The sequence below is a fragment of the Clostridium polyendosporum genome (assembly GCF_018332455.1).
Lineage (GTDB): Bacteria > Bacillota > Clostridia > Clostridiales > Clostridiaceae > Clostridium_AY > Clostridium_AY polyendosporum.
In genome coordinates this window covers 64,910-91,278 of sequence record NZ_BOPZ01000002.1, presented here as the reverse complement: position 1 = coordinate 91,278, position 26,369 = coordinate 64,910, and the positions used below count along the sequence as shown (strand labels likewise).

The 26,369-nt window shown below is 30.3% G+C and carries 24 protein-coding genes and 4 pseudogenes; 13 read left to right on the top strand and 15 right to left on the bottom strand.

Annotated elements, in window-relative coordinates; all coding sequences use genetic code 11:
• Window positions 1-229 precede the first annotated feature (229 nt).
• The 3 genes from CPJCM30710_RS01535 to CPJCM30710_RS01525 all read left to right on the top strand — a co-directional run bounded on the left by CPJCM30710_RS01535 (window position 230) and on the right by CPJCM30710_RS01525 (window position 2,299).
• Window positions 230-934 (top strand): cytochrome c biogenesis CcdA family protein, encoded by a 705-nt coding sequence (locus CPJCM30710_RS01535; RefSeq protein ID WP_212902408.1) that lies wholly within the window; start codon window positions 230-232, stop codon window positions 932-934.
• A gap of 18 nt (window positions 935-952) precedes the next feature.
• The gene (locus CPJCM30710_RS01530) at window positions 953-1,528 is read left to right on the top strand and encodes a TlpA disulfide reductase family protein (protein WP_212902407.1); all 576 of its coding nucleotides are present in this window, start codon (window positions 953-955) and stop codon (window positions 1,526-1,528) included.
• Between the two features lie 219 nt (window positions 1,529-1,747).
• On the top strand, window positions 1,748-2,299 hold the full coding sequence (locus CPJCM30710_RS01525) for a YqaA family protein (protein WP_212902406.1): 552 nt from the start codon (window positions 1,748-1,750) through the stop codon (window positions 2,297-2,299).
• A 30-nt stretch (window positions 2,300-2,329) separates the two neighbouring features.
• Here CPJCM30710_RS01525 and CPJCM30710_RS01520 read toward each other — a convergent pair whose 3' ends face one another.
• Window positions 2,330-4,381 (bottom strand): thioredoxin domain-containing protein, encoded by a 2,052-nt coding sequence (locus CPJCM30710_RS01520; protein ID WP_212902405.1) that lies wholly within the window; start codon window positions 4,379-4,381, stop codon window positions 2,330-2,332.
• A 200-nt stretch (window positions 4,382-4,581) separates the two neighbouring features.
• On the opposite strand from CPJCM30710_RS01520, the gene CPJCM30710_RS01515 reads away from it, so the two are divergent.
• From CPJCM30710_RS01515 to CPJCM30710_RS18195, 3 genes and pseudogenes are all read left to right on the top strand, one after another.
• Window positions 4,582-4,788, top strand: coding sequence for a hypothetical protein (locus CPJCM30710_RS01515; protein ID WP_212902404.1), 207 nt, complete (start codon window positions 4,582-4,584; stop codon window positions 4,786-4,788).
• A gap of 15 nt (window positions 4,789-4,803) precedes the next feature.
• A complete protein-coding gene (locus tag CPJCM30710_RS01510; RefSeq protein ID WP_212902403.1) occupies window positions 4,804-5,097 on the top strand; it encodes a spore coat protein in 294 nt (97 codons plus the stop codon).
• A 182-nt stretch (window positions 5,098-5,279) separates the two neighbouring features.
• Window positions 5,280-5,396 (top strand): annotated as a pseudogene (locus CPJCM30710_RS18195) (butanol dehydrogenase); the annotation flags it as partial.
• A gap of 115 nt (window positions 5,397-5,511) precedes the next feature.
• Here CPJCM30710_RS18195 and CPJCM30710_RS01505 read toward each other — a convergent pair.
• Window positions 5,512-5,691 (bottom strand): annotated as a pseudogene (locus CPJCM30710_RS01505) (DUF255 domain-containing protein); the annotation flags it as partial.
• 142 nt (window positions 5,692-5,833) lie between these two features.
• The gene (locus CPJCM30710_RS01500) at window positions 5,834-6,019 is read right to left on the bottom strand and encodes a hypothetical protein (RefSeq protein ID WP_212902401.1); all 186 of its coding nucleotides are present in this window, start codon (window positions 6,017-6,019) and stop codon (window positions 5,834-5,836) included.
• A 265-nt stretch (window positions 6,020-6,284) separates the two neighbouring features.
• Between CPJCM30710_RS01500 and CPJCM30710_RS01495 the strand changes: the two genes are divergently transcribed.
• Together CPJCM30710_RS01495 and CPJCM30710_RS01490 are read left to right on the top strand one after the other, a co-directional pair.
• A complete protein-coding gene (locus CPJCM30710_RS01495) occupies window positions 6,285-7,067 on the top strand; it encodes a type II CAAX endopeptidase family protein (RefSeq protein WP_212902400.1) in 783 nt (260 codons plus the stop codon).
• Window positions 7,068-7,163: 96 nt separating this feature from the next.
• A complete protein-coding gene (locus CPJCM30710_RS01490) occupies window positions 7,164-7,904 on the top strand; it encodes a DUF5050 domain-containing protein (protein WP_212902399.1) in 741 nt (246 codons plus the stop codon).
• Between the two features lie 28 nt (window positions 7,905-7,932).
• Here CPJCM30710_RS01490 and CPJCM30710_RS01485 read toward each other — a convergent pair whose 3' ends face one another.
• The 9 genes and pseudogenes from CPJCM30710_RS01485 to CPJCM30710_RS17990 form a co-directional block, all read right to left on the bottom strand.
• Window positions 7,933-8,124 carry a DUF255 domain-containing protein gene (locus CPJCM30710_RS01485; RefSeq protein WP_212902398.1) on the bottom strand — a complete coding sequence of 64 codons (192 nt, stop codon included), beginning with the start codon at window positions 8,122-8,124 and terminating at the stop codon, window positions 7,933-7,935.
• A 297-nt stretch (window positions 8,125-8,421) separates the two neighbouring features.
• A complete protein-coding gene (locus CPJCM30710_RS01480) occupies window positions 8,422-8,880 on the bottom strand; it encodes an NUDIX hydrolase (protein WP_246503424.1) in 459 nt (152 codons plus the stop codon).
• Between the two features lie 735 nt (window positions 8,881-9,615).
• Complete coding sequence (locus tag CPJCM30710_RS01475; protein WP_212902397.1) at window positions 9,616-10,410, bottom strand: ABC transporter permease subunit; 795 nt, start codon at window positions 10,408-10,410, stop codon at window positions 9,616-9,618.
• A gap of 18 nt (window positions 10,411-10,428) precedes the next feature.
• Complete coding sequence (locus CPJCM30710_RS01470; protein ID WP_212902396.1) at window positions 10,429-11,346, bottom strand: ABC transporter ATP-binding protein; 918 nt, start codon at window positions 11,344-11,346, stop codon at window positions 10,429-10,431.
• A 696-nt stretch (window positions 11,347-12,042) separates the two neighbouring features.
• Window positions 12,043-12,201: pseudogene (locus CPJCM30710_RS01465) on the bottom strand (DUF255 domain-containing protein); the annotation flags it as partial.
• A gap of 218 nt (window positions 12,202-12,419) precedes the next feature.
• Window positions 12,420-13,508, bottom strand: coding sequence for an RCC1 domain-containing protein (locus CPJCM30710_RS01460; RefSeq protein ID WP_212902394.1), 1,089 nt, complete (start codon window positions 13,506-13,508; stop codon window positions 12,420-12,422).
• A 338-nt stretch (window positions 13,509-13,846) separates the two neighbouring features.
• A pseudogene (locus CPJCM30710_RS01455) lies at window positions 13,847-14,014 on the bottom strand (DUF255 domain-containing protein); the annotation flags it as partial.
• 487 nt (window positions 14,015-14,501) lie between these two features.
• Window positions 14,502-16,211, bottom strand: coding sequence for a SulP family inorganic anion transporter (locus CPJCM30710_RS01450; RefSeq protein WP_212902392.1), 1,710 nt, complete (start codon window positions 16,209-16,211; stop codon window positions 14,502-14,504).
• A 212-nt stretch (window positions 16,212-16,423) separates the two neighbouring features.
• Entirely contained in the window at window positions 16,424-16,873 is a 450-nt protein-coding gene (locus CPJCM30710_RS17990) for a CBO0543 family protein (RefSeq protein WP_281413943.1), read from the bottom strand.
• 529 nt (window positions 16,874-17,402) lie between these two features.
• Between CPJCM30710_RS17990 and CPJCM30710_RS01445 the strand changes: the two genes are divergently transcribed.
• Together CPJCM30710_RS01445 and CPJCM30710_RS01440 are read left to right on the top strand one after the other, a co-directional pair.
• Window positions 17,403-17,918 carry a CBO0543 family protein gene (locus CPJCM30710_RS01445; RefSeq protein ID WP_212902391.1) on the top strand — a complete coding sequence of 172 codons (516 nt, stop codon included), beginning with the start codon at window positions 17,403-17,405 and terminating at the stop codon, window positions 17,916-17,918.
• A gap of 180 nt (window positions 17,919-18,098) precedes the next feature.
• Window positions 18,099-19,265 (top strand): iron-containing alcohol dehydrogenase, encoded by a 1,167-nt coding sequence (locus CPJCM30710_RS01440; protein ID WP_212902390.1) that lies wholly within the window; start codon window positions 18,099-18,101, stop codon window positions 19,263-19,265.
• A gap of 30 nt (window positions 19,266-19,295) precedes the next feature.
• On the opposite strand, the gene CPJCM30710_RS01435 is transcribed toward CPJCM30710_RS01440, so the two are convergent.
• Together CPJCM30710_RS01435 and CPJCM30710_RS01430 are read right to left on the bottom strand one after the other, a co-directional pair.
• Window positions 19,296-20,624 carry a DUF4434 domain-containing protein gene (locus CPJCM30710_RS01435; RefSeq protein ID WP_212902389.1) on the bottom strand — a complete coding sequence of 443 codons (1,329 nt, stop codon included), beginning with the start codon at window positions 20,622-20,624 and terminating at the stop codon, window positions 19,296-19,298.
• 282 nt (window positions 20,625-20,906) lie between these two features.
• A complete protein-coding gene (locus tag CPJCM30710_RS01430) occupies window positions 20,907-21,179 on the bottom strand; it encodes a DUF2325 domain-containing protein (RefSeq protein ID WP_212902388.1) in 273 nt (90 codons plus the stop codon).
• Between the two features lie 354 nt (window positions 21,180-21,533).
• Between CPJCM30710_RS01430 and CPJCM30710_RS01425 the strand changes: the two genes are divergently transcribed.
• The 3 genes from CPJCM30710_RS01425 to CPJCM30710_RS01415 are packed head-to-tail and all read left to right on the top strand — an operon-like array spanning window position 21,534 to window position 25,482.
• Entirely contained in the window at window positions 21,534-23,159 is a 1,626-nt protein-coding gene (locus CPJCM30710_RS01425) for a spore germination protein (RefSeq protein ID WP_212902387.1), read from the top strand.
• A gap of 3 nt (window positions 23,160-23,162) precedes the next feature.
• Complete coding sequence (locus CPJCM30710_RS01420) at window positions 23,163-24,335, top strand: Ger(x)C family spore germination protein (protein ID WP_212902386.1); 1,173 nt, start codon at window positions 23,163-23,165, stop codon at window positions 24,333-24,335.
• A gap of 34 nt (window positions 24,336-24,369) precedes the next feature.
• Window positions 24,370-25,482, top strand: a complete 1,113-nt coding sequence (locus CPJCM30710_RS01415) for a GerAB/ArcD/ProY family transporter (RefSeq protein ID WP_212902385.1) — start codon at window positions 24,370-24,372, stop codon at window positions 25,480-25,482.
• An 82-nt stretch (window positions 25,483-25,564) separates the two neighbouring features.
• Here CPJCM30710_RS01415 and CPJCM30710_RS01410 read toward each other — a convergent pair whose 3' ends face one another.
• Window positions 25,565-26,293, bottom strand: a complete 729-nt coding sequence (locus CPJCM30710_RS01410; RefSeq protein WP_212902384.1) for an EcsC family protein — start codon at window positions 26,291-26,293, stop codon at window positions 25,565-25,567.
• Between the last annotated feature and the right edge of the window lie 76 nt (window positions 26,294-26,369).

Below are 26,369 nucleotides of genomic sequence, written 5' to 3'. Positions count from 1 at the left end.
TCATAACTTATTTTTATAATTTTAATTATTGTCACTATATTACTAAAAATTTATTACTAAAGATTATATAATATATTATTTGCTATTTTCTTTAGAAAAAATAGTTAACAAATAAAACCATGAAACAACATAGAACAAATTCTAAAATATATTATAGAATTTGTATTTATATATTGCGAATTTTATACATATTCTACTTATAGATTAATTAACATGGAGGCAATATGCATTGAATAATATTTCTTTTTTATTAGCTTTTTCAGCGGGATTTTTATCATTTCTTTCACCATGTGTGCTACCGCTAGTACCTGCTTACGTAAGCTATTTTACTGGAATTACCATAAGAGAACTAGATAATAAAAAAGCTAGACTAAATATATTATACAAATCAATTGGTTTTGTTATTGGATTTTCTATTATATTTATACTTATGGGAGCTTCAATTACTACACTAGGTAAATTATTAATTAAAAACCAAAGTATTTTCAGAAAAATTGGTGGTTTACTAATGGTTCTTTTTGGGCTTCACACTATAGGTCTGCTAAAAGTTAAACTGCTTTATTACGAAAAAAAACTTTTAACTTTTAACAAATTCAGTAATAGATTCAGTTCTATTTTTATGGGTATGGCTTTCGCTGCTGGTTGGACTCCATGTGTTGGTCCTATACTGTCATCTATACTGATTTATGCGGGTAACATGGATACGATTTATAAAGGTATCCTTCTTCTTAGCATATATTCTTTGGGACTTGCAGTACCATTTATACTTACCTCTTTGGCCATAGGAAACTTCATAAAATACAAGAATAAGATCTCAAGATATACACCTATCATATCTTTTATCAGTGGAATACTGTTAATTATCATGGGTATAATGTTATTTACAAATAGTATCAATTCTTTAAGCAGATATTTTACCTTCTTTAACTTTTAAATGATGGAGGTTATAACAATGAAGAAATTTATTTTTCCAATACTAGCTGTGTTATTATTTAGTATAAGCATGTATACAGTAATTAATTTTAATAAGGATAATTCAAACACAAATTCCAATAGTAGTACTCAGGCTACTATCAATAATGAAGATACTGTTAAAAATTCTCAATCCTCTACTACTTCTGAAAAAGTTAGCGCTTTAGATTTTAGACTAAAAGACTTAAATGGAAAAGAAGTGTCGTTAAATGATTTTAAAGGAAAAAAAGTATTTCTTAATTTCTGGGCAACTTGGTGCCCTCCTTGTAGAGCAGAAATGCCAGATATAGAAAAGCTATATCAAGAAACAAAAGATTCAGATTTAGTTATCCTTGCTGTAAATATTGGTGAAGATAATAATACTGTGAAATCTTTTATAGATAAGAACACATATAATTTTAGAGTATTACTGGATACTGATCAAAGCGTAGCTTCTAAATATGATATTGTGTCAATTCCAACTTCATTTTTTATTGATAAAGAAGGATATATTATTGCGAAGAAAATCGGAGCAATGTCTCTTGAAGAAATGAAAAGTTATGTTAATATTAAATAAATCTGAGCAGGCGTCAAGCCTACTCAGATTGAGTCAGATTTAACTAAGTGAAATAACAGCAAATAAAATTAAGCAGGTCTTGAATCTGCTCAACTTTAGCCAGTTTTCAATTTATGCAATGCGAGCAAACAAATAAAAGCGTAGAGTATCTCAAGAACTACTCTACGCTTTTTATAGGCAATAAATCTATTTACATAAGAATTCATGGAGAAATAAAGAATGGAATATATGATAAACATTTTAATAAACTACGGAATTTTAGGCATTATGGTCTCTGCTTTTTGTGAAGCTATATTTATGCCAATTCCTATGGAACTGATTTCCATACCTATTGCTTTAATAAATCCTCAAAAAGCTTTTTTATACTCTTTAGTTCTAATATTTTTTTCAGCAATTGGGTCAATTGTTGGATATTTCATAGGAAAGAGTGCAGGAAGAACTATATTGTATAAATTGATATCAGAAAAAACTCTGATAAAAGTAGAAAACCTATATAATAAAAATGCGTTTTTAACAATTTTAACATCTACTTTTACTCCTATTCCTTATGAAACATATGTATTGTCTGCTGGTATATTTAAGGTGGGCTTGCCAAGATTTTTATCAGCAGCAGTTATTAGTAGATCAATAAGATATATACCTCAAGGTATTCTTATTACCTTATATGGCGAAAACCTGATTAATTCATTTAAAAATTACGCATTATTTATTGGAATAACTATCTTCATTATAATGCTACTTCTAAAATTTATTAGAAAGGGACATCCTTAATATGTCCCTTTGAAAATTATCTAACTATATTCAAACTAGAACGGCGTCTGTAAGCATTTCTTCAAGCTGGTCACTACTAGTTACAGGTGCTTGACAAGCAAAGTTTTCGCACACGTAAGCGGTTGCTTTTCCGTCAACGGACTTGTAATCTGTAATAAAAGGCGCCACTGATTTTAAATCACTATTTTCGCTAGAAAAGAACACTGAAACAGTAAATGGTCTGAACTCACTATTTATTATATTAATCATATTTTGGGCATCATTATTATTAGAATCTGCTACTACCACAACTTCCTTTGTTGGGGACTGAATAAATAGTAAAGCCATTAAAGAAAAAGCATGACCTTTTGGATAACTTACTATTTGGTTTCCAAAAGCTTTTAGTATCCTATGAGCTTTATCCTCAAGCTCATAGTCACCAGTTAAACGAGCCAATCTTAATAAGTTTAGTGCTGATACAGCGTTACCTGATGGAGTTGCACCATCATATATTTCCTTAGGTCTTGTTATAAGCTGTTCACTATCACTGCCGTAGACAAAAAGCCCTCCCTTTTCCACATCCCAAAAGTATCTCAATAAATCATTATTAAGATCTACTGCTTTTTTAAGATAATCTGGATTATAAGTGGTTTCGTATAACTCTATTAGTCCCCAAGCAAGGAAAGCATAATCATCTGCATAAGCCGGGAAAGCAGCTTCTCCATCACGGTATCGTGCAAGTAATCGACCATCTTCTCGAACAAGATTTTTATATATAAACTCAACAGCTCTTTCTGCTGCTAAACTATATTCTTTATTATTCAATACCCTTCCTCCAATAGCCATAGCAGCAATCATTAAGCCATTCCAAGAGGTTAAAATCTTATCATCCTTGTATGGATGAACTCTTTTTTCCCTATAGCTAAATAGTCTTTCTCTACACCTTTTTACAAATTGAAGTTCATTCTCAGGAATTGAGAATCTAATTAAATTTGGTATGTTTTTACCCTCAAAATTTCCATTAGGTGTTATATCAAAAATTCTGCAGAATTTTTCTCCTTCTTCCTCGCCCAATATACTCTTTATTTCGTGTACTGACCATACATAAAACTTACCTTCTTCACCTTCTGAATCTGCATCTTCTGCTGAATAAAAACCACCTTCAGGAGAAGTCATATCCCTTAAAACATATGTAAATATTTCTTGTGCTATATCAGAATATTTTTTATTTTTAGTAGCCTGGTAAGTCTCTAAATAAGCGATAGCCAAAAGGGCATTATCATACAACATTTTTTCAAAATGAGGAACAAGCCATTTATTATCAGTAGAATACCTACTAAATCCATATCCTATATGATCATATATTCCTCCCTTATACATGGATTCTAATGTTTTCTCTACCATTTTAAGTGCAGAATTATCTTTTGTCTTATACCAGTACCTTAAAAGGAAACTTAAATTATGCGGAGTCGGGAATTTAGGTGCACCACCAAATCCACCATAAACACTATCAAAATCACCCGTAAATTGAAAGAAAGCTTCTTCAGCAACGCCCTCGTCAAAGTCTCCTCTCATTATGTCATTAGATTGATCTATAAAACCCATTATATGATTACTACTTTCTAAAATATCACTTCGATTATTTTTCCATGCATCTTTTGCTCTCTGAAGAATAGATATCAATCCCTGCATTCCCATCCTATCATGCTTTGGAATATAAGTTGCTGCAAAGAATGGTTTTTTATCAGGAGTTAAGAATATAGTTAATGGCCATCCACCATGACCTGTAAGTGTCTGACAAACTGTCATATAGATATGATCAACATCAGGTCTTTCTTCCCTATCTACCTTAATAGAAACAAAGTATTTATTAAGTACATCAGCTACTTCATCATCTTCGAAGCTCTCTCTTTCCATAACATGACACCAATGACAGGTCGAATATCCTATGCTAAGGAATATAGGTTTATCCTCCTTTTCTGCCTTTTCAAAAGCTTCCTCTCCCCATGGATACCAATCAACTGGATTATAGGCGTGCTGTAATAAATATGGGGATTTCTGATTTATTAGTTTATTAGATTTTTTATCTTTTACATTTTCCATACTTTCACCCTCCACTTTTTATATCGTAATTATTATTATTTATATGATTAATTTTTATTAATAAAAATAAAAGTTAATAAGCATCAAGCCTATTAACTTTGAGCCAGATTTCACTTCGTGAAGTTGAATGTTTAATATAATATAAATTACATATACTAATGCAGAAATTAATACACAAAGTATAGAATGGAGGTTTGAAAATGAGAAAACTTACTGAAGGAGAAGTACTTTCATTAACAGGATTATTAAAGTTTGAGAGCGATGGCTTAGCAGTTTCAAGGACAATGCAGGCACTTATAACAGATGATGAATTAAAAAAGCAAGCAGAATCAGGTATATTGGCAGCTGAAGGTAGAATTAAAGGGCTACAGCAATTTATTAATGAGAATAGCGTCACAAGAGTATAAAGGAGGTACAATGTTATGTCAACTATTTTAAGCAATATAGTCCAAAACACAACTGATATAAATGATGAGGTTATAGCTGGAAATATGCTTGCTTCTGCTAAAAGCGCAGCAGATGCCTATCTAAATGCAACATTGACAAGCACAACACCAGAATTAAGAGCAATTTACTCATCTAGTCTTAATCAGGTGGTTGGTGGTCATTCAGCACTTACTGAGTTAACCATAAACAAAGGTTGGGATAACCCATATAATCCACCTACTCAACAACTCTCAGATGTTGTAAATAAGACTGAAACAACTGTTAAATAGATTAGAAAATGTCATAAAGAGTCATTTTGACTCTTTATTTTTTTAGGTTATTTAAACCACTTACTGGATGTTATTACATAGTAAAATCCTATGATTTTTATATTTGCATCTGTGAAGTAACCTATTAGAATATTTCTTGTACTTTATGTGTTAATACAAGTGATAAATCTACTTCTAAATAGTTTTCAAATACTTTACTTGGAATAACTCACAGTATAGCTCATAAGTCTTGAGTTGTATTTCATATTCCTCACCAATGTGCAAATGTAATCTATCTACTATATGTAATAAATTTCAATAAAAAGGCTTGTATGGGTGAACAAGAAAATGAACGTTCCTCTAATCGTAAAAGAATATGGAATTAATGAAGAATTTCAAAGAGATGTAGTTCATTTTGCTGTAATAACAATCACGACACCAATGGCAGGTCGAATAACCAATGCTAAGAAAAATTGGTTTATCTTCCTTTTCTGCCTTTTCAAAAGCTTCTTCCCCCCATGGATACCAATCAACAGGGTTATATGCATGCTGCAATAAATATGGGGATTTCTGATTTATTAACTTATTAGATTTTTTATCTTTTACACTTTCCATACTTTCATCCTCCACTTCTTATATCGTAATTATTATTATTTATATGATTAATTTTTATTAATGAAATTTAATAGGCATCGAGCCTATTAAATTTGAACAAATTTCACTTTGTGAAATTGCAGAAAAAAAAATAAGGAAGCCCTTAGCTTCCTTTCACATATAAAAGAGTATATATAATACATCTGCTTAAAATTTCTAAAGACAATATTATACTATCTTCTTTAGATAGTTGTATTTTATGGTTAATAAAACTGATTCCAATAATCAACGTCAGTAATCCCATTATTACTCCCACAATAATCCCCATTCTTTTAATTCCCTTTTTCACACCTATCCCCTCACAAAAGTTTTTAAAATTTCTCTATTTTATAATATATTACAACTTCAAATTAATCTCATATATCATTACAACTCCAATTACATAAAATACCAAAACGCTTATTACATAGTAAAATTCTTGGTTTTCCATATTTGCATAGGATTATCAGGCCAGAAGCAATGAACTCATAAAGCTAATCTTAAAAAAAGTTCTAAGCTTCTGGTAACTATAGTATGTTGTAGTATATGGATTATTCTCAGCTTAAGGGGGATGTATGAATAAACAAATTGCTATTAGTTATTTAATTGGCACATTTTTAATAACATATTTGATGTGGGGGATTATTGCTATTGCATCTCAATTTGGATATTTACAATCTGACCCATATGTTTGGAGTATATTATTTATAATAGGAAATAATGCACCAGCAATTATGTCATATCTGGTCTTGAAAAAAGAACATAGGATAACAGGAATCAAGCAATTTATTAAAAATGCTTTTGCGATTAAACAAAAACCTTTTCATTATGTGTTATTGTTAGTTTTTTTTGCGATATATTTTGGAATTCCACTTCTCATGCAGGGAGTTTCAAAAGGAGCAGCGATTTATATGGCTTTTCTAAACATTCCAACGGTGATTTTTCTAGGAGGTTTAGAGGAACTCGGATGGCGATATATTTTGCAACCTACATTAGAAAAACAATTTCCTTTTGAAATTGCAACATCATTTACAGCTTGTATTTGGGCATTATGGCATTTACCTTTATTTTTCATTGTAGGAGCACGAGCAACACACAATACTTTGAATTTTAGCTTATTTACTATTGCAGCATTTGGAATGTCCTTTGCGCTAGCAACAATATATTATGTAAGCAAAAACATTTGGTTGTGCATTCTACTTCACACATTGGTAAATTCATTCAGCTATTCGTGGATTATTTCAGATACAATAGAAGTAAAGATATGTACCACCGTAGTAATGATTATTTTATCGTCTGTAATTGTTATGTATCATAAAAAGAAACAAAATCAAATAGCAAATAATATTCAAACATAATTATGATTTGTTTATTTTTTAAAGCTTTTAACAATACTGACATTATGTATAATTTTGCATATAATGTATAGGATTATCAAAGGAACGGAGGCTATTATGGAATTTAAAAAAATAATATTAATTTTAATGCTATCCGCTTGTACTATAGGTATGATTGGCTGTACCAAAGAAAATAAAGATAGTCAATCACAAACAAAACCTGAGTACTCTACACAGAGCGAATCGCAAACACAGTCAGAAAATAAAAACTCTGTTGATTCCAAAAATACAACGGAGAAAGGAACTAATGGTGAAAATAGTAATGCTAAACCATCTAAGACACCTTCTGAAATCAAAAAAGACGATTCCACTACAACAAAAAACAAGATCTATACTTATAAAAAAGAAGGCTATTATTTATATAGAATTAGTTCAGATAGTAATACCAAAACTAAATTGAAAACAGAACCTATTCATGATTATGTTATAGTAAACAATAAATTATATTATTTATCTACAGATGAAGGTGCAAATGGTATATCTTTAAAAGCACTATACAAAGTAGACCTTGCTACAGATGTTAGCACAAAGTTATCTGATGCAGACTCTGCTAAGTTTTGTGTTGTTGACGATGATATATACTTCTCTAAAAACTTTATAATATACACAATTAAAACTAATGGAACAGGCTTAACAAAAATATCTAGTGAAAACGAAAAAGATGCTATTCTTGAAAGTGCAAGTAAAGAATTTGTGGGATACATTTGTACAGATAGTAAAAGAAATAAAAGAGTAAGAGTTATTTCGCCTACGAAATACAACACTCATGGAGTTGGAGCAGTTGAAGATATAGAATAGCTTTAAAATAAGAAGAGATATAATGCTATTAACAGACACGATACCAATGATAGGCTCGATGTAAAATAATTAAAAAAATTGGTTTATAATTCATATCCACCTTTTCAAAAGCTTCCTCTCCCCATGGATACCAGTCTACTGGATTGTAGGCGTGCTGTAATAAATATGGGGATTTCTGATTTATTAACTTATTAGGTTTTTTATCTTTTACACTTTCCATACTTTCACCCTTCACTTCTTATATCGTAATTATTATTATTTATATGATTAATTTTTATTAATAAAAATAAAGTTGAATAGGTATCGAGCCTATTCAACTTAGCTAGATTTTACTTTCTGAAATGGCAGCAAATAAAAATAAGGAAGCCTTTAGCTCCCTTTTACACATGAAAAATATCTATAACACGCCTTCTTAAAATTTCTAAAGATACTATATAACTATGAAACCCAAAAGTTCGTAACATAAGAAGATTTCGACTCAATATAATAAAGGATTGGTAACTAAACATTTTTGATTTTAATTATTATAATATTTATCTAGCATTATTCTGTGGCTATTGGGTATGTTATCAGGTAATTCTTCATAACTAAAAAACTTCAATTCCTTAGTTTCCAAATTGTCTATCTTCAATTCGCCACTAAAACTTTTGGTAAAATATCCAACAGTTATAAAATATGCTTTATCACCATTAGGAAAATCTATATAACATTTTTCTCCTGATGTAGTTCCTAGTAAATTTAGTTCCTTAATATCTAGTCCAGTTTCTTCTTTTGCTTCTCTAATAGCAGTTTCTTCAAGGGATTCTCCCAATTCCGTAATCCCTCCAACCAATCCCCATTTATAAGGAAATGTTCCCCTTTTCTGAAGTAGAATTTGATTGTTTTCATTTATTATTAATACATTTACCCCTATTAAGTTTATTACATCATTTCCAACTCTATCACGTATGTATTTTACATAATTCATTTTCTCCATTCATTCCTCCTTTTATATCTCCCAAACCATCTGTTAATACAATAATTAAAAACATTGAAATGTGAAGTGGGAATCATTACTATGCAATTCATTAAATCTATGTTTAGAATATTTATTTTAATAATATTTCGTAAAATTATACTTGACTGCATATGTCCTATTTTTAGGATATATGCAACCTATAAGAATTATGAGTACTAAATAAGCTAAATTTTATGCTCATAATCTTACATAAGGCGAATGTTCTCAACATGGATACCAATTAACGGGGTTATATGCATGCTACAATAAATATGGCAATTTCTGATTTATTAGTTTATTAGATTTTTTATCTTTCACACTTTCCATACTTTCACCCTCCACTTCTTATATAGTAATTATTATTATTTATATGGTTGATTTTTATTAATGAAAATAAGGAAGCCTTTATTTAGCTTCCCTTCACACATAAAAGAATATCTACGATACATCTCTTCAAAATTTCTAAATATAATATATAACTATGAAACCCAAAAATTCGGAACATAAGAATACTCCGAACTAAGTCTATTCGTGAACAGTCAAGTCTCCCTTATATGCTAACCATACCATTCAGACCAGCACCTAAGATACTTGTCTGCCCCGTGTATTTCTTTTAAATGATATTTTTTCAGTATATTTACTGGTACTTTGTCGTCAAAAAAACATAAAAGTTCATTACGTGAGGAACAAAATTAAAAGGTCAATAACAGATATTTAGATCAGTTTCTCAGGAATAAACTTAGAGGAAATCCTCTTTATCAATATGTAATCAAGTATCAAGAGAACACCACCCCCTATAAACATTACAAGTTTACTGAGCAAAAGTACACCTGTCATTTGAGCCACTAATACAAGAATCACTGGAATGACAAGAAGGCCACTTACTTGCTGTGCTTCTTGGAAGGTTTCTGACTTTGCCGATACCATCACAGTAAATATTAGCGATAATAAATTGATTGCAGGTGAAATCCAAAGTATGATTATGAGCCATTTTATATCTGGAAAAATAAGTCCTCCAAAATAGATAAAACCACCTACATTAAATATGATGCCAAAAACTATAAATGAAATCAAAGTCACGATGTAAGACGGCACAAAAACGCCTAAAATCTTGGCTCTAAGCAGTTGTTCCATGGATATTGGTGTGTAAAGCAGAGACTCCAGAGTTTTATGTTCCTTTTCTCCCACAAAACTACTGGCTCCAATAACTCCTGAACACATTATTGGAATTATAAGAAAGTATGACGGAAACATAAAGTTTATCGTTACTTTTATTAAAAGTTGCGCTGGAGTATATGTTGTATATTCAGAAGGCAATTTTTTTAGAAGAGGAGCTATCTTTGTAAACATATTTGAATCATTTCCAATATAGTTAGCACCTATCAATATTGCTAGGGGTATGATTACAATCAGAATAATTGGTACAATAGTCATAGGCATAATAACCCGTCTTGAACTTGTTATTTCATTTATATCTTTATATATCAATGCTTTTTCATTTCTATTCATATTCTAACCACTCCAGACTTATAATGTTATATCATCAGATATACCTTTTATATATTTAAAGTACAGTTGTTCCAAAGACCATTTCTGCTGTACAGCCTCATAAATTTCCCCACCACTTGTCAGTATGCCTTGTATTAGAGTATTTACCTCTTTGTCTCCTAAAATAGATTTGCTATATATATCATTACCTTCATGGATAAATCTAAATTTCTCCGAAATATTTTTCCCTCTAATTTTTAATCGAAGGGTTGCATTTTTCCTTGAAGCAAGTTCATCAAATGTACCTAAACCAAGGATATTGCCATTATTTATAAAACCATATAGTGTACAAATATCTTCAGCATATTTTAATTGATGGGTACAAAGAAAGATTGTAACCTCGTTTTCCTCTGCAAGTTCTTTTATAAGCCTTGTAACATTCAGTGCATTTTCTGGGTCTAAACCAGAAGTAGGTTCATCAAGGAATAAAATCTGAGGATTGTGAACTAATGCTATAGCCAAGGAAATTCTCTTTCTCATTCCTGTACTGAAAAATTTTACCTTTTTATTCTTTACATCTAGTAACTCCAGCCTTTTCAATATAAAATTAGTACGTTCATTAAGCGATTTTTCCTCAATTCCATGCATTTTCCCAAAGAATATTAGATTTTGTTCGGCAGTAAGATTTTCATAACAGGAGGAACTTTCGGTCATAACTCCACATAATCTATGAATCTCAAGATTATTTTCCCCCACAGGTATCCCTAAAATTTCAGCATGTCCTGATGTTGCTGAAAGAATTCCATTAAGAATTCTAACTGTAGTGGTTTTCCCTGAACCATTAGGGCCAAGAAAGCCAAATATCTCACCTTTTGGTATACTTAGACTTATATTGTTCAAAGCATTAGTCTGCCCATCATAGGATTTTTTAAGATTTTCTATATTTATTGCATTCATTTTTTCACCTCGCAATTATTAAACGTATAACCAGATAAAAAGTTCAAAAAATGTGTAATCTATTCGATACTTATAAATAACTATTATTTAAAATTCATATAAATTTTAATTCGTCTTATACTACAATTTCGAATTAACCTCATATATCATTATAACTCTAATTACATAAAATACCAAATCACTTACTGCATAATATGGTATAGCAAAATTTTATGATTTTTTATATTTGCACCTGTGAAGTATAAATCTACTGATAAATGGTTTTGAAACACTCTACTTGGAATAAATCACAGTATGTCTCATATGTCTAGAGTTATATTTTATATTCCTCACCGATGTGCACCCTACCATAAAACACTTATATGTATGAACAAGAAAATTAATGTTCCTCTAATCGTAAAAAAATATGGAGTTAATACAGAAGACTTCAAGAACAAAATACAAGTTATTAGAGAAATAAATGTTCAAGACGCTTGTACAAGATGCAACCCAAGACAATAGCTCCAGCAGAAATGCAAAATTTATATTAGTGTGGATACTATGTAGAAAAAGTAGATTTTTAAGATATATAAAATTCAGTATATATCCTAGCTTTTCATATTCTCCATGCAGAACAAGAACGAATTAATAGAAAATTTCAAAGAGATGTAGTTCATTTTGCTGTTAATAACAGACATGACACCAATGGCAGGTCTAATATCCAACACTTGGAAAATCCGGCTTATCTTCCCTAAAATCCTTTTCAAAAGCTTCTTCTCCCCATGGATACCAATCAACTGGGTTATATGCCTGCTGCAATAAATATGGGGCTTTCTGATTTATTAGTCTATTTGACTTTTCTTTTGAACCTAACATACTATTTCACTCCCTTTTTTATCTTTTAACTAGTGTTAATAATTTACCCATGTTCAATATGGCATATTACATGTTAATTCTATCTATACTTCTTACATCATCAAGTACTATTAATGAAATTTATAGCCCTTGATGATAGTATTTACTGTAAAAATAATAAAAAAAGTGTAGAAAAGCTTGTTAATTCAGTCCTTTCCGCACTTTAATTCATTATACAATTAATAAAATATCAATACTCCTCTTCTTGGTAAGGTTTGACTGATTGCAAGACTATGATACCATCCACCAGATACTGCAATTATATTATTAATATTTGAAACTTGTACTGGAATATTACTATCAGTATTTGTACCATTCCCTAATTCACCATCAATATTATATCCCCAAGACCATACATTTCCATTACTATCAAGGGTTAAACTATGAGTATATCCACCAGATACTGCAATTATATTATTAATATTTAAAACTTGTACTGGAATATTACTATCAGTATTTGTACCATTCCCTAATTGACCAGAATAATTATATCCCCAAGACCACACATTTCCACTACTATCAAGGGCTAAACTATGCAATCCTCCACCAGATACTGCAATTATATTATTAATATTTGAAACTTGTACTGGAATATTACTACCAGTATTTGTACCATTCCCTAATTGGCCAAATGAATTATTTCCCCAAGCCCATACATTTCCACTACTATCAACGGCTAAACTATGCACTCCTCCACCAGATACTGCAACTATATTATTAATATTTGAAACTTGTACTGGAATATTACTATTAGTATTTGTACCATTCCCTAATTCACCAGAATAATTACCTCCCCAAGCCCATATATTTCCATTACTATCAAGGGCTAAACTATGACTTCCTCCACCAGTTACTGCAACTATATTATTAATATTTAAAACTTGTACTGGAATACTACTATCAGTATTTGTACCATTCCCTAATTGACCAGAATAATTATATCCCCAAGCCCATACATTTCCATTACTATCAAGAGCTAAACTATGACTTCCTCCACCAGATACTGCAATTATATTATTAATATTTGAAACTTGTACTGGAATATTACTATCAGTATTTGTACCATTCCCTAATTGGCCATAATAATTATATCCCCAAGCCCATACATTTCCACTGCTATCAAGAGCTAAACTATGAGATATTCCACCAGATACTTCAACTATATTATTAGTATTTAAAACTTGTACTGGAATATTACTATCAGTATTTGTACCATTCCCTAATTGACCCACACCATTATATCCCCAAGCCCATACAATATTGCTCATAATAACACCACCCAATATTTTTACTTTATTATATTCCTCATATAATAGAAATGAATATTTTGCTATATAGTATGTTAAAAGGAACACCTTCGACACTTTTTTAATTATTAGATGGATTTCGAGCTGAATCACTATTTAGATATTTACCCCAACTTGATTTTCCTCCTATCTAAATAAACTACTTTTCAGTACTATCCGCAAGTCCTACTATGTACTCTAAAATATATCCTGGCTTTTCATATTCTTCATACAGAACAAGAATGAATTAATAGAGAATTTCAAAGAGATGTAATTCTGATTTGCTGTTAATAACAAACATGACACCAATGACAGGTCTAATATCCAATGCTTAGAAAAACTGGTTTATCTTCTCTTTTTGCCTTTTCAAAGGCTTCCTCTCCCCATGGATACCAATCAACTGGATTATATGCATGTTGCAATAAATATGGGGATTTCTGATTTATTAGTCTATTAGATTTTCTATCTTTTACACTCTCACCCTCCACTTCTTATATCGTAATTATTATTATTTATATGATTAATTTTTATTAATAAAAATAAGAAAGCCTTTAGCTCGCTTTTACACATAAAAAATATCTATAACACATCTTCTTAAAATTTCTAAAGATAATATATAAAACTATGGAACCCAAAAGTTTGCAGCATTAAAAGATTGAGTATTAAGTCTATTATTAAATCCACCTAGCATGCTTTCTTTATTATATGTTGCTAGTTCCGCACTCTCTTTTTACACTTATTATATTAATACTATATAGAAAGATTATCGGCAATTCAGTAAAATAACGTATATAGATTTGAATTTACACAAATCTATATACGTTATTTTTTAAAAGTTCTTTTCATGCTCAAATAGTTTAGTACCAAGTAAAACTTCTTTATGCTCATTCAATGCCTGCCTCACCGAATATTGATGCTGCCATAAAGCTACAAACACATATAAGTATATATAACTAAATTATGAATCGAATGTTATTAAAGTGACACTTTACAATTAATAATTTCATTTGCAGTCTTTATTGCTCTTTCAGTACTTTCGAAAAAACAATCTTCTCCTATCTTAGATACAAACCCAGTATTTATCATCAATTTCATAGGTTGCTCATTAACTTCTGAATAAAGTATTAAAATATGTTTTTCTTTACATTTTTTATCTATTGTTTTTAGAACATTAAAAGCTGTGGCATCCATATTGGGAACATTTTTCATTTTGAAAATAATAATATTTGAATCACTCTTAATTTCATTCATAATATCAATGAATGTATTTGCAGCTCCAAAGAAAAGAGGTCCATTAATTTCATATAACAAAATTTTAGAACCTAAATGTTCATGTAAATTATCTTTTTGTGCTAAAATTGAATATTCATCTTCATCTTCACTTTCTTCAAAATTGTCTTTATAATATTGACTGCTATTTTCAATTTGTGTACTTTCAGACATTCTTTTAACAAATAAAAACATTGCAATTACCATGGCTATTTCTATTGCAATTACTAAATCAAATAATATAGTAAATAAAAATGTCACCATTAATACGGCTATATCACTCTTTGTGGATTTTAACAATCCTTTAAATGAACGCCATTCGCTCATGTTATAAGATACAATAACAAGAATAGCTGATAAAGTGGTCATTGGAATAAATTTTGCAAACGGCATGAAAACTAGCATAATAACCAAAAGCATTAATGCATGAACAATTCCTGCTATAGGTGTACGTCCGCCACTTTTTACATTTGCAGCTGTTCTAGCTATTGCCCCAGTTGCAGGAATCCCTCCAAAAAGTGCTGATGCAATATTGGCAACACCTTGTGCAATAAGTTCCATATTGGAATTATGTTTTTTACCGATCATACCATCTGCAACAACTGCTGATAACAAAGATTCAACACTTGCTAAAAAAGCAATGGTAATAGCAGGTCTTATTAATTCCTTAACTATGGATATATTAATGTGAAAATCCTCTAAATTAATGAATGTAATAGAACTTGAAATTTCTCCAAATCTACTTCCAATTGTGTCAACAGGTAAATGTAATACTTTAACTGCTAAAGTTGCTACTACTAGAGCAATTAAAGATCCTGGAATTGTTTTGTTGATTTTAGGCGATATTACAATAATGAGCAATGAAACTAAACCTACTACCATTGTAGTAATATCTATTGTGGAAAGGTTTGAGAAATATGCCTGCCATTTATCGAAAAATTCTGAGGGCACTTCTTTAATAGATAACCCCAATAAATCTTTTACTTGGGTAGAAAATAAAACCACCGCTATACCACTTGTAAAACCAGTTGTTATAGGGTATGGAATATACTTAATCACACTTCCCAATCTCATAAATCCAAAAAATATCATAAATATGCCTGCCATAATCGTTGCAACTGTTAACCCCTGACCACCATACTTTGATACTATGCCATAGAGGATAATTACAAAGGCACCAGTTGGTCCTCCAATTTGAACCCTACTACCACCAAGAAATGATATAAAAAACCCTGCAATAATTGCCGTAATTAAACCTTTTTCTGGAGTTACACCTGATGCAATACCAAGTGCTACTGACAAAGGAAGCGCAATAATTGCCACTATAATTCCTGCTATAACATCGTTAATAATTTGACTTTTATTTAATTCAACATCTCTATGTTTAATAATTGAAAAAAGTTTTGGTTTTAACATTTTATGCCTCCTAATTAGTCATACTTCCTTAAAATAGTGCCAAATGTTATTAAAATGCTGTTTTATGTCTTGCGGATGATATATTAAAACACTAAAAAGTAGTCTATGGATAAGCAAAAAACATTAACCTGATTTCTTCTTATGATTAGTTTTTATTAATAAAAATAAAGAAACCTTTGGATTCCTCCTATCATCTTTTTAAAAAATGTGTATTAATTATTTTTTAATCTAAAGAACCAAACATAATATATCCTTGAGGCATAAAAAGTTATAAAAAGAGTAATCCATGTTATATACCAAGACCAATGTATGTATTTAATTATGTTTGTATATCTTTCACAAAGCACCTCTGTAATTGTTATACCTGTACAATAATAAGCATTATGCATAAACTGCCTAAAGATATTTTTCTTTTCAGGATAATATAAGTTAAATATAATACAAATCGAAGGATAAATAAAATACTCAAAAGCAAAACTTGTTTTTGTGGAATATTCAAAAAATCGATCGGGGTATTCAATTAATCTATATTCTACAACTATTAGCCCTACCAACCATGTTATTACTTGTACAAAAAGAAAAATCACATGTGCCTCCCTGATTTTATTCCTTGGAACAAATAGTATGAGTAGAATTGTAGCTAATAAACACCCAATACACATAATTATCGTATCTTTACTCATATTAACTTTCACTCCTTTGGCTCCCTGCACCATAATAAAGAAATAAAGCAACCTTTTTCATCATCCTTAAATACAATTAAATAATAAAAAAATGATGTTATATTTATATTATTACCGTCTAACGAGAAGTAAATGTAGAACCAAGTTAACTGTATAATAAATATTTAAAAGGGAAAAATATTGTTAATTAATTATCAATCAAATTAATAAAACCTACTACAACTTCGATAATATTACGAAACATAGGTGAATAATATTTTATTTACTTAGAGATGATGAATACTTGTATATCTTATAGAAAACTATTTATACTCAAAATAAAACAAGTTCAATGGGGAACTTTGATTCAGAAAGAAAGTTTGAAAAATAGAAACTTTCTTTTCTAATCATGCCATTAAACTTGTTTTTTAATTAAATTTTTTCTCATTAATATATAACTCAATTAAAACAAATTAAGCATAAAAAACAATCCATTAATATTGATGTTAATAATTTAGGAGGAATCAATATGAATGTAGTAGTACGTTTAATACACGGAGTAATATGGTCACTTGCTGCTTATAAATGGGGAGATTGGAAAAACTGGAGAGTATATTATCCTTCTATGTTATTTTTTGCCTTTGGTGACATTATCTATTGTTTAACATTTTATGATAATTGGCTCTGGGTATTTAGATGTAGCTATATTAGATTTCCTTTTAATGATCTATTTAACATATTTACAGTCTTTTCTTTTAGTGTATTAATATATCTAACTCACTATCCGAAGAAATTATATGATCAAGTTATATATATAGTACTATGGGTATTTATTTATACTGGAATAGAAGCCATTCTGTATTCATTGGGATTAGTTGGCTACGATAATGGCTGGAATATCTGGTGGTCTATGTTACATAATACGTACCAGTTCCCAGTATTAAAACTGCATCATGACAAACCTCTTTTAGCTTGGTTTGTTTGTATAATTATATCTGTTATCATGACAACTAAATTTAAAATTCCTTTTAAAATTATAATGTAAGTTATCCCTCTCTTTACTTTTTTGTAAAAAAAGAATGTAAAATAAAAATCTATTTAGAGAAAACAAGTAAGTAGATACTAACCTTGTTTTATTTTCTGTTAAAAATTTGATAACAAGGAATAAAAAGGGTATAATTAAAGTTGTGTGGTATATATTGGAAATTAGAAGGAGGAAAATATAGTGAACAGATTTACATTGCCAAGAGATTTATATTTTGGAAAAGGTTCAATGGAGGTACTTAAGACTATAAAAGGAAAGAAGGCTATAGTAGTTGTAGGCGGGGGCTCAATGAAAAGGTTTGGATTCCTTGATAAAGTAGTAGCTTACTTAGAAGAAGCCGGTATGGAAGTTAAGCTTTTTGAAGGAGTAGAACCAGATCCATCAGTAGAAACTGTATTTAAGGGTGCTGAAGTAATGAGAGAGTTTGAACCAGATTGGATAGTATCAATCGGTGGGGGTTCTCCAATAGATGCTGCAAAGGCTATGTGGGTATTCTATGAACATCCTGAATTAAAGTTTGATGATATAAAGGACCCATTTACAATTCCTGAATTAAGAAATAAGGCTAGGTTTATAGCTATACCTTCAACTTCAGGAACTGCAACAGAAGTTACTGCATTCTCAGTGATTACAGACTACAAGACAGAAATAAAGTATCCTTTAGCTGATTTCAACATAACTCCTGATATAGCTGTAGTTGATTCTAATTTAGCAGAAACTATGCCTAAAACATTAACTGCTCACACTGGTATGGATGCATTAACTCATGCTATTGAAGCATATGTTGCTGCATTACACTCACCGTTCTCAGACCCATTAGCTATACAGGCTATAGAAATGATTAGAGATTATTTAATACCTTCTTTTGAAGAAAATATGGAAGCCAGAGAACAAATGCATTATGCTCAATGTTTAGCAGGAATGGCATTTTCAAATGCTTTACTTGGAATAACTCACAGTATGGCTCATAAATCTGGAGCTGTATTCCATATTCCTCACGGATGTGCAAATGCAATCTATCTACCATATGTAATAGACTTCAATAAGAAGGCTTGTATTGATAGATATGCGTATATATCAAAGAGGCTTGGGTTGGCAGGAACCACTGATGAAGAATTAGTTGATTCATTGACCTCAATGATTATAGAGATGAATAAGAAAATGAACATTCCTTTAACACTAAAAGAATATGGAATTAATGAAGAAGAATTTAAGAATAAAGTACAAGTTATCGCAGAAAGAGCTGTTGAAGACGCTTGTACAGGATGCAACCCAAGACAAATAACGCCAGCAGAAATGCAAAAATTATATGAATGTGCATACTATGGAGAAAAAGTAGATTTTTAAAATATAGAAAAGTCAGCATATGCTGGCTTTTCACATTTTCTTACTAAAGATTTGTCTTATACTTTTAAAGCATTGTTTTAACCTATTCCACAAACTTCCTTCTACTGCTATTTCAGCCTCTTTACTAAATTCTGAGAAGTTTCCAGCAAAATCAAAAGCTCTTAACTTGTATATATATTTTATTCTTGTATATCCCACTCTTAAACTATCTAAGTATTTAGTAGAAATATCTTCTTTAGCCCCACCATACACTCTCTGCCTCTTAGAACTATAGATAAGTTTTGCATCTCTATATACTTCATAACCGTATATACCTATATTATCCTCTGACTGTTCCCAACTTAGTAATACTTTAGATTTATCAATAACCTTTAATTTTAGGTTTTTAGGTGCAGTTGGACAACTTTTCTCTAAGATTCCATTATTAACATATTTTAAATAAGTTTTATGAAATCCATAGTGAATGTTATTAGGACTATAATAATGGCTGTATGCAAAAGTTATGTGGTTGGTGACATAAGGATCTGTAAACTGCAGCTGCTTTATAAATCTATCTAAAGTAGCACTTGACCAATCTCTTTGATCAAAGTTTTCATTATTTGCCCAAAACAGTAAACCAGGTTTTGTATTTACAGCCTTTTTGAGCTCAGAAAACCACTTTTCTACTTCATCAACATTTATTCCTCCACTCCCTACTGAATCCTGAGGACAAAATATGTCCCCTCGTCCAAGCTCTGTGTTTTTTAAGATATACGCCCAACTCTCTGCATACTGTTCTGGGGTTGAAAATTTTGAGTTCATAAAAGGAGAAATTAGGACAGGTAATCTTTCATTTTTCTCTCTAAGATACTTTAAGTTAATATTAATAGCTTTAGCCAACACATTTAGCTGTCCCTCAGTTCTAAAGTTTAAATTGTCTACTTCATACATCCAATACCAGCCATAAAAAGCATTTGGATATTTAGAATGATACAGACTAAAAAGCTCATCAGCTACAAGATTTCCCCTCTCCATTTGAGCATAAAGCCATGCAGGATCATTTGCGTGCTTTTTCCACCAATCTCCATTAAAATTTATACCTAAAAATGTCTTCATTCCAACTTTTTCTGCATTTCTAAGAAAACTATCTATTACATTTATTCCATCATACTTCATTGCTCCCCTCGAAATTTTCGTAGGGTAAATTGTTTTAATAGTGTCCCCTTCTGTGACAGATGCTCCCATAATAACTACATAGTGCATATTAGCTTCTTTTAGATATCCAAATTCCTTTAACCACATCGAATCATCCCAAGTATATACCATATCGGATTGAATAAAGCTTCCATCAACAATAGGATAACTTTTATTTGTACACATATGTACTCTCTCCTAAATATATTACACATATATATTTTATGATTTTATAACACTTAAATGCAGGGATAATAAAAAAGATTGCTACCGATATTCAAAAATATGGATAAACAATTTCATAACTAAATTTGTAATTTGGATATATAAGTTCATATTAAATCAATAATTTTAAGAAAAGTGTTAAATATCGAAAAGATTTGGTGTCATTTCACAAAATGTAACAGGAACGTTAAAGAGACTTGATGCTATTAAAAATTATGAGATAAAGATTGAAAGATTATGTTTTTATTCACATAATAGGGTCTCAATATAAGACCATGCTCTTTTGGAGTACACTGCCTTTATACCCATTTTTTTAGATTCCCTTTTTATATGTTCACATAATTTATGATTTACATAATCTATAAATACCAACACTATATCAGTGTTTTTAGGAATTTCAACACATTTATGACTCTTTTTTCTACCGCTTATGTGTTTAATTACAAAAAAACCATTTTTATAAAGATTACCATTTATCTTTGCAATATTATCTCCACCTACAATCGTAATGCACATAAAATCAACACCCTTTCTCCATATTCTTGTTATATTAACTTCCCCACAATATTGATTAAAAGTACTAGTAACCACATACCTTATCAATAATTTCTAAAATAAAACAATCATTTATATTTTACCTTTTGTATTTCAATTAACCATTACCTACCTTTCCTATTATATTAATATGTTTCTCAAATATTTACAACATCTTTTTATAATTTTTTTTGAAAATATTATATCAAATTCCACTATATGGCATATTGTAATTTCTATCAGTTTAGAAAAATTTATGCTTATACCCTGCTATATAATCTCCATGAATAAATAACCAAATTTATCACACAATATTACCAAAGGTAGGTGAATTAAGTGTTAGATTTAATAAAAACCATGTTTTCATTAAGCGATGAAAACAGTAAAAAAAAGACTATAAATGAAACTGCTAAGGTACCTAAAGATGAAAACATTAAAATTTCACATATACTAGAAGAAAATAAACAATATATAAAAAACATATTTGAGAATTGTTCCGATTTAATTATTAGAGAACTAAAAATCACAAACAATCCAGAGTTTAGTGCGATGCTTGTGTACATAGATAATATGATACAAACAAATCTCATTGAACAATCTATAATTGAAAAATTAACTAAAGAAAATCAAGAAAAAACTTATACTCCTAATAGTAAGGACTATTCTAAATATTTATTAGGAATAAGAGATAACGATATTTATATTGATATGGATAAAATTATAGATTCAATATTGAGTGGAAAACTTATTTTGTTTATAGATAAAGTAAATGAAGCACTGGTTATAAATGTAAACAACCCTCCGGGAAGAAATATAGAAGAACCTGAAGTTGAAAGTGTTATTCGTGGACCTAGAGAAGGTTTTACAGAATCCATAGCTACTAATAAAGTTCTTATAAGAAAGAAAATTAAGAACACAAACCTCAAGATGGAATCAATGAAAATAGGAAGAGAAACTAAAACGGACATTGCCATTGCATATCTTTCCAATATAGCGAATCATGACATCGTAAGAGAGGTAAGAAAAAGACTAAATAAAATTGATATAGATGCAGTACTAGGAGCTAGCTATATAAAAGAATATATAGAGGATGATCCTACAAGTGGTTTTCCTACCATATTCTCCACAGAAAAACCAGATGTGGTAGCAGGCAAACTATTAGAAGGTCGCATAGCAATCATTATAGATGGAACCCCTGTAGTTATAATTATGCCTTCTCTTTTTATAGAATTTATGATAACAAATGAAGATTTCTATCTAAAATTTATTCCATCTACTATTAACCGCTGGATTAGATATTTATCTTTTATAATATGTCTTACCTTACCAGGAACTTATGTAGCAATAACAACATTTCATCAAGAATTTATTCCAACTCCTTTACTGGTTACTTTTATAAAAGCTCGTTCTGGAGTACCCTATCCGGCATTATTTGAGTGTTTTTTGATGTTATTAGCATATGAAATATTAAGAGAAGCTGGTGTTAGAATTCCAAGAGCTGTAGGCCAGGCAATAAGTGTTGTTGGTGCAGTGGTGTTAGGACAGGCTGCAGTGGAGGCCGGTCTTGCAAGTACGCCAATGGTAATTGTAATAGCTGCTACAGCTATATCCTCATTTGCTATACCATCTACAGATATGTATACAGCAACTACATTTCCTAGATTTATATTTCTATTACTTGGTGGAACTCTAGGTTTATTAGGCGTAACTTCTGGAGCAATACTACTGTTTATAAAACTTATATCTATGCGTTCATTTGGTGTTCCATACATGGCACCATTAGCACCTGTTGTGACAAATGAATTGCCAGATTTATTTATGCGGCGTCCTTTATGGGCTAAATTTAAAAGATCTTGGCTTATAACAGGAACACACTCTATACGAAGAAAACCAAAATCTCGTATTAAGTCAATAAAAGAAGAACATAAAAAAGCTATGGAAGAAAATAATAGAAAGGAGTAGTTTATGAAAAAATTTTTTTCGATTCTCGTAATGATTATAACTACATTTTCTATTATAGGCTGTAAGGGAACAAAACAAGAACTTGAGAAATTAGCAATATTAGTAGCAATGGGATTTGACCTTTCATCAGAAGGTAAATACATGTTAACAGCTCAGATATTGAATCCAAAAAAACAGCCATCTAGCAGTACAGATACTAAAAAAGGAGAAAATCAGCAAGTTTCAACGGATGTAACAATATATAATACTACTGGTGATACACCAGCTGATGCCTTAAACCATCTATCTACTGAGCTTGGTAAAAACCTATTTTTTGCTCACATTAAATTCTTAGTTTATAGTGAAAGGATAGCCGAATCCGGTTTATCACTGGCTCTTGATTCTTCCTTAAGAACTTATACAGTAAGACCAGATACCCCTCTTTTCATAACAAAAGATAGGTCTTCAGATATAGTATCCGCACTAACTACTGATGAAACAATTCCTGCTAATGAGATAGCAAATTTAATAAAAATGCAATCAATTATGGGATATTCACCTATAGTTCGCAGAGTTGATTTTGCCAATATATTACATAGCAAAACAGCAGCACCGGTACTAGGAATTATTAGTCTTAATAAAAGTCCTAATGTAGACAACACATTCAAGATGGTTGGTACTGCTGTATTAAAAAAAGATAAACTCATAGGATACTTAGACATAAATCAAACTCGAGGCATGCAGTGGGTAAAAGGTGAGGTAAAAGGTGGAAGTATAACAGTGCATTCATCAAATAACAAAATACTTACCTTTGAAATAATAAAATCAAAAAGTACAATAAAACCCATCATAAAAAATAACAGTATAACTTTACAGATAACTATAAAAGAAGAAGGAAACTTAAGAGAAATGACAGCTGATTTAGATCCTATAAAAAACTCAGAAATAATGAATGACTTAAGTAAAATTCAAGACAAGGCCATAGAAAAAGAAATTAAACTTGCTTTAGATGCAGCTCAAAATAAGTTGAATGCAGACATTTTTGATTTTGGCGACATAATACATAGAACTTATCCTGACATTTGGAAAAAAATGGAGAAAAACTGGAACGATATTTTCCCATATATCACAGTAGAAATAAAAGTAAATTCCAGTTTAAAAAGACCTGGCTTCATTTCTCACCCAATAATTCATTAATAGTAACTAAATTATCTATAGAGGAAGGATTATTGTGAAAACAAAAATATCAGCTTATCAATTGTTTTCTGCTATTGTATTTGTACCTTATGGCAGCGCTGTACTTTTTTTTATTAATCCTGAAGCAAAACAAGATGCATGGATAGCAATACTTTTTTATTTACTGCCAGCAGTTATATTACAAATTTTATATACAAGTCTGTGGCAAAAGTACCCTGATGATACTATTGTTACATATATACCTAAAATTTTTGGAAGAGTAATAGGGTATCTATTAAGTTTAATATACATTATTTTTTTTGCATATGAAGCTGCAAGAGTATTACGGGATTTTACAGAACTTATAGCAATTGCTGTAATGCCTAAACTGCCATTAATTATAACTTCTGTTGCATTAATGATACCAGTAGGATATTCAGTTTTTAAAGGTATTGAAAATGTTTACAGATTAACTCATATATTCTTACCTCTGTGGGTATTTTTCTTTATCATGGAATGGATATTTCTTTTCACAACACCACACGCTTTACATTTTCATCATTTAAAGCCTGTACTTGAAAATGGAATAATAACTCCTATAAAAGAAAGCTGGAAACTCATTACTTTCCCATATGGTGAGAGTATACTATTCACCATGTTATTTTCATCTGTTATTGAAGTATCAAAAATAAGAAAAGCAGCAGCATTTGCTATGATTTTTCAAGGAATACTTGTTGCATTAAACACTATAATGTTTATTTCTGTACTGGGAACAGATTTTGCATCTGAGACTCTCTTTCCCCTTCTACAAACTCTACGCGTAATGAAAATAGGGGAAGCATTTGATAGAGTAGATATACTTATAGTCCTTATTATGGTAGTAGGAGGTTTCATCAAGATAAGTTTCTTTATGTATGGAGCAATGCTTGGTACTGCTCAACTTGTAAAGTTAAAAGATACAAAATACTTAGCCATACCTTTCAGTATAGTAGTTCTTATTACTTCATTACTAATAGCCAAAAACTATCCACAACATATTTTTATAGGTCAAGTACTGACGCTAACATACATTCACTTACCATTAGCAATTATAATTCCAATAGCTGCATTATTATTATATTACATAAAGAACCTTATAAAAAAAAGAAGTAGAACTCGTATGAAATAAAATTTATATATACATATTTTTCAACCTTTATACGTAGTATTAACTATTTGTGGAAAATAACATTAAGACTCTATTATAGTTATCATAGAGTCTTAATGTTAAACAATCTTAGTCTATAGGCATTAATAGCTATTTCTCCAAGTTTATTCATTAACTTATAATTAGCATAAGCACCAATTACAGCTCCTATTCCTGGAACTAACTGCAGCATTTTTGCTAAATCAATATAATCCCTATATTCTTGTTGAAAGGTTCTCCAATCAAAAGAGTTTATATCATCAGGCAATTTTTGCACATAATTATCCCAGTCTAATATCTCCTTATAGACTTCATTTCTTCTTTTGTCACTAGCAAAAGCTAACTGAAAAATATACAGAATATATAGTCTTTCTTTATAATTTCTTACATCAAATCCGTATAAACTTGCTACATCAAATAAAAATTTTATTTTTAAGCTTATAAGAATAGGAAAATCCGCTAATCCAATAAAAAATCCTGCTCCACCGGTTCCAGCACCACTTAAAACTGCAGCCTTTTTATAAAAGTCTAACTTATCCATTACTAAACGTTCCCTTTCTTCCAAAGGTGCTTGAACCAATATCCGCTTAGTCATAAATTCTGAACCAATCAATACGCCCTTAACCATATTCTTAATAGTTTCCGTAACTACCGTATGAACCTTTTCTGGAATGAGATTATTTACTTTATTCTGTAATCCTTTTGTTATGCCACTTGTAAAAGAAGGTTTCTTAGCCATCTTTTTTTGCCATATTTTTAGTTCATATAAAGCTTTTTCTTCATAACTTTTCATATTTACCCCTCACAAACGATTTTGTTTATACTAATTATACTCTTTTATTCCAGCTGATTCTATGAAATATATTAAT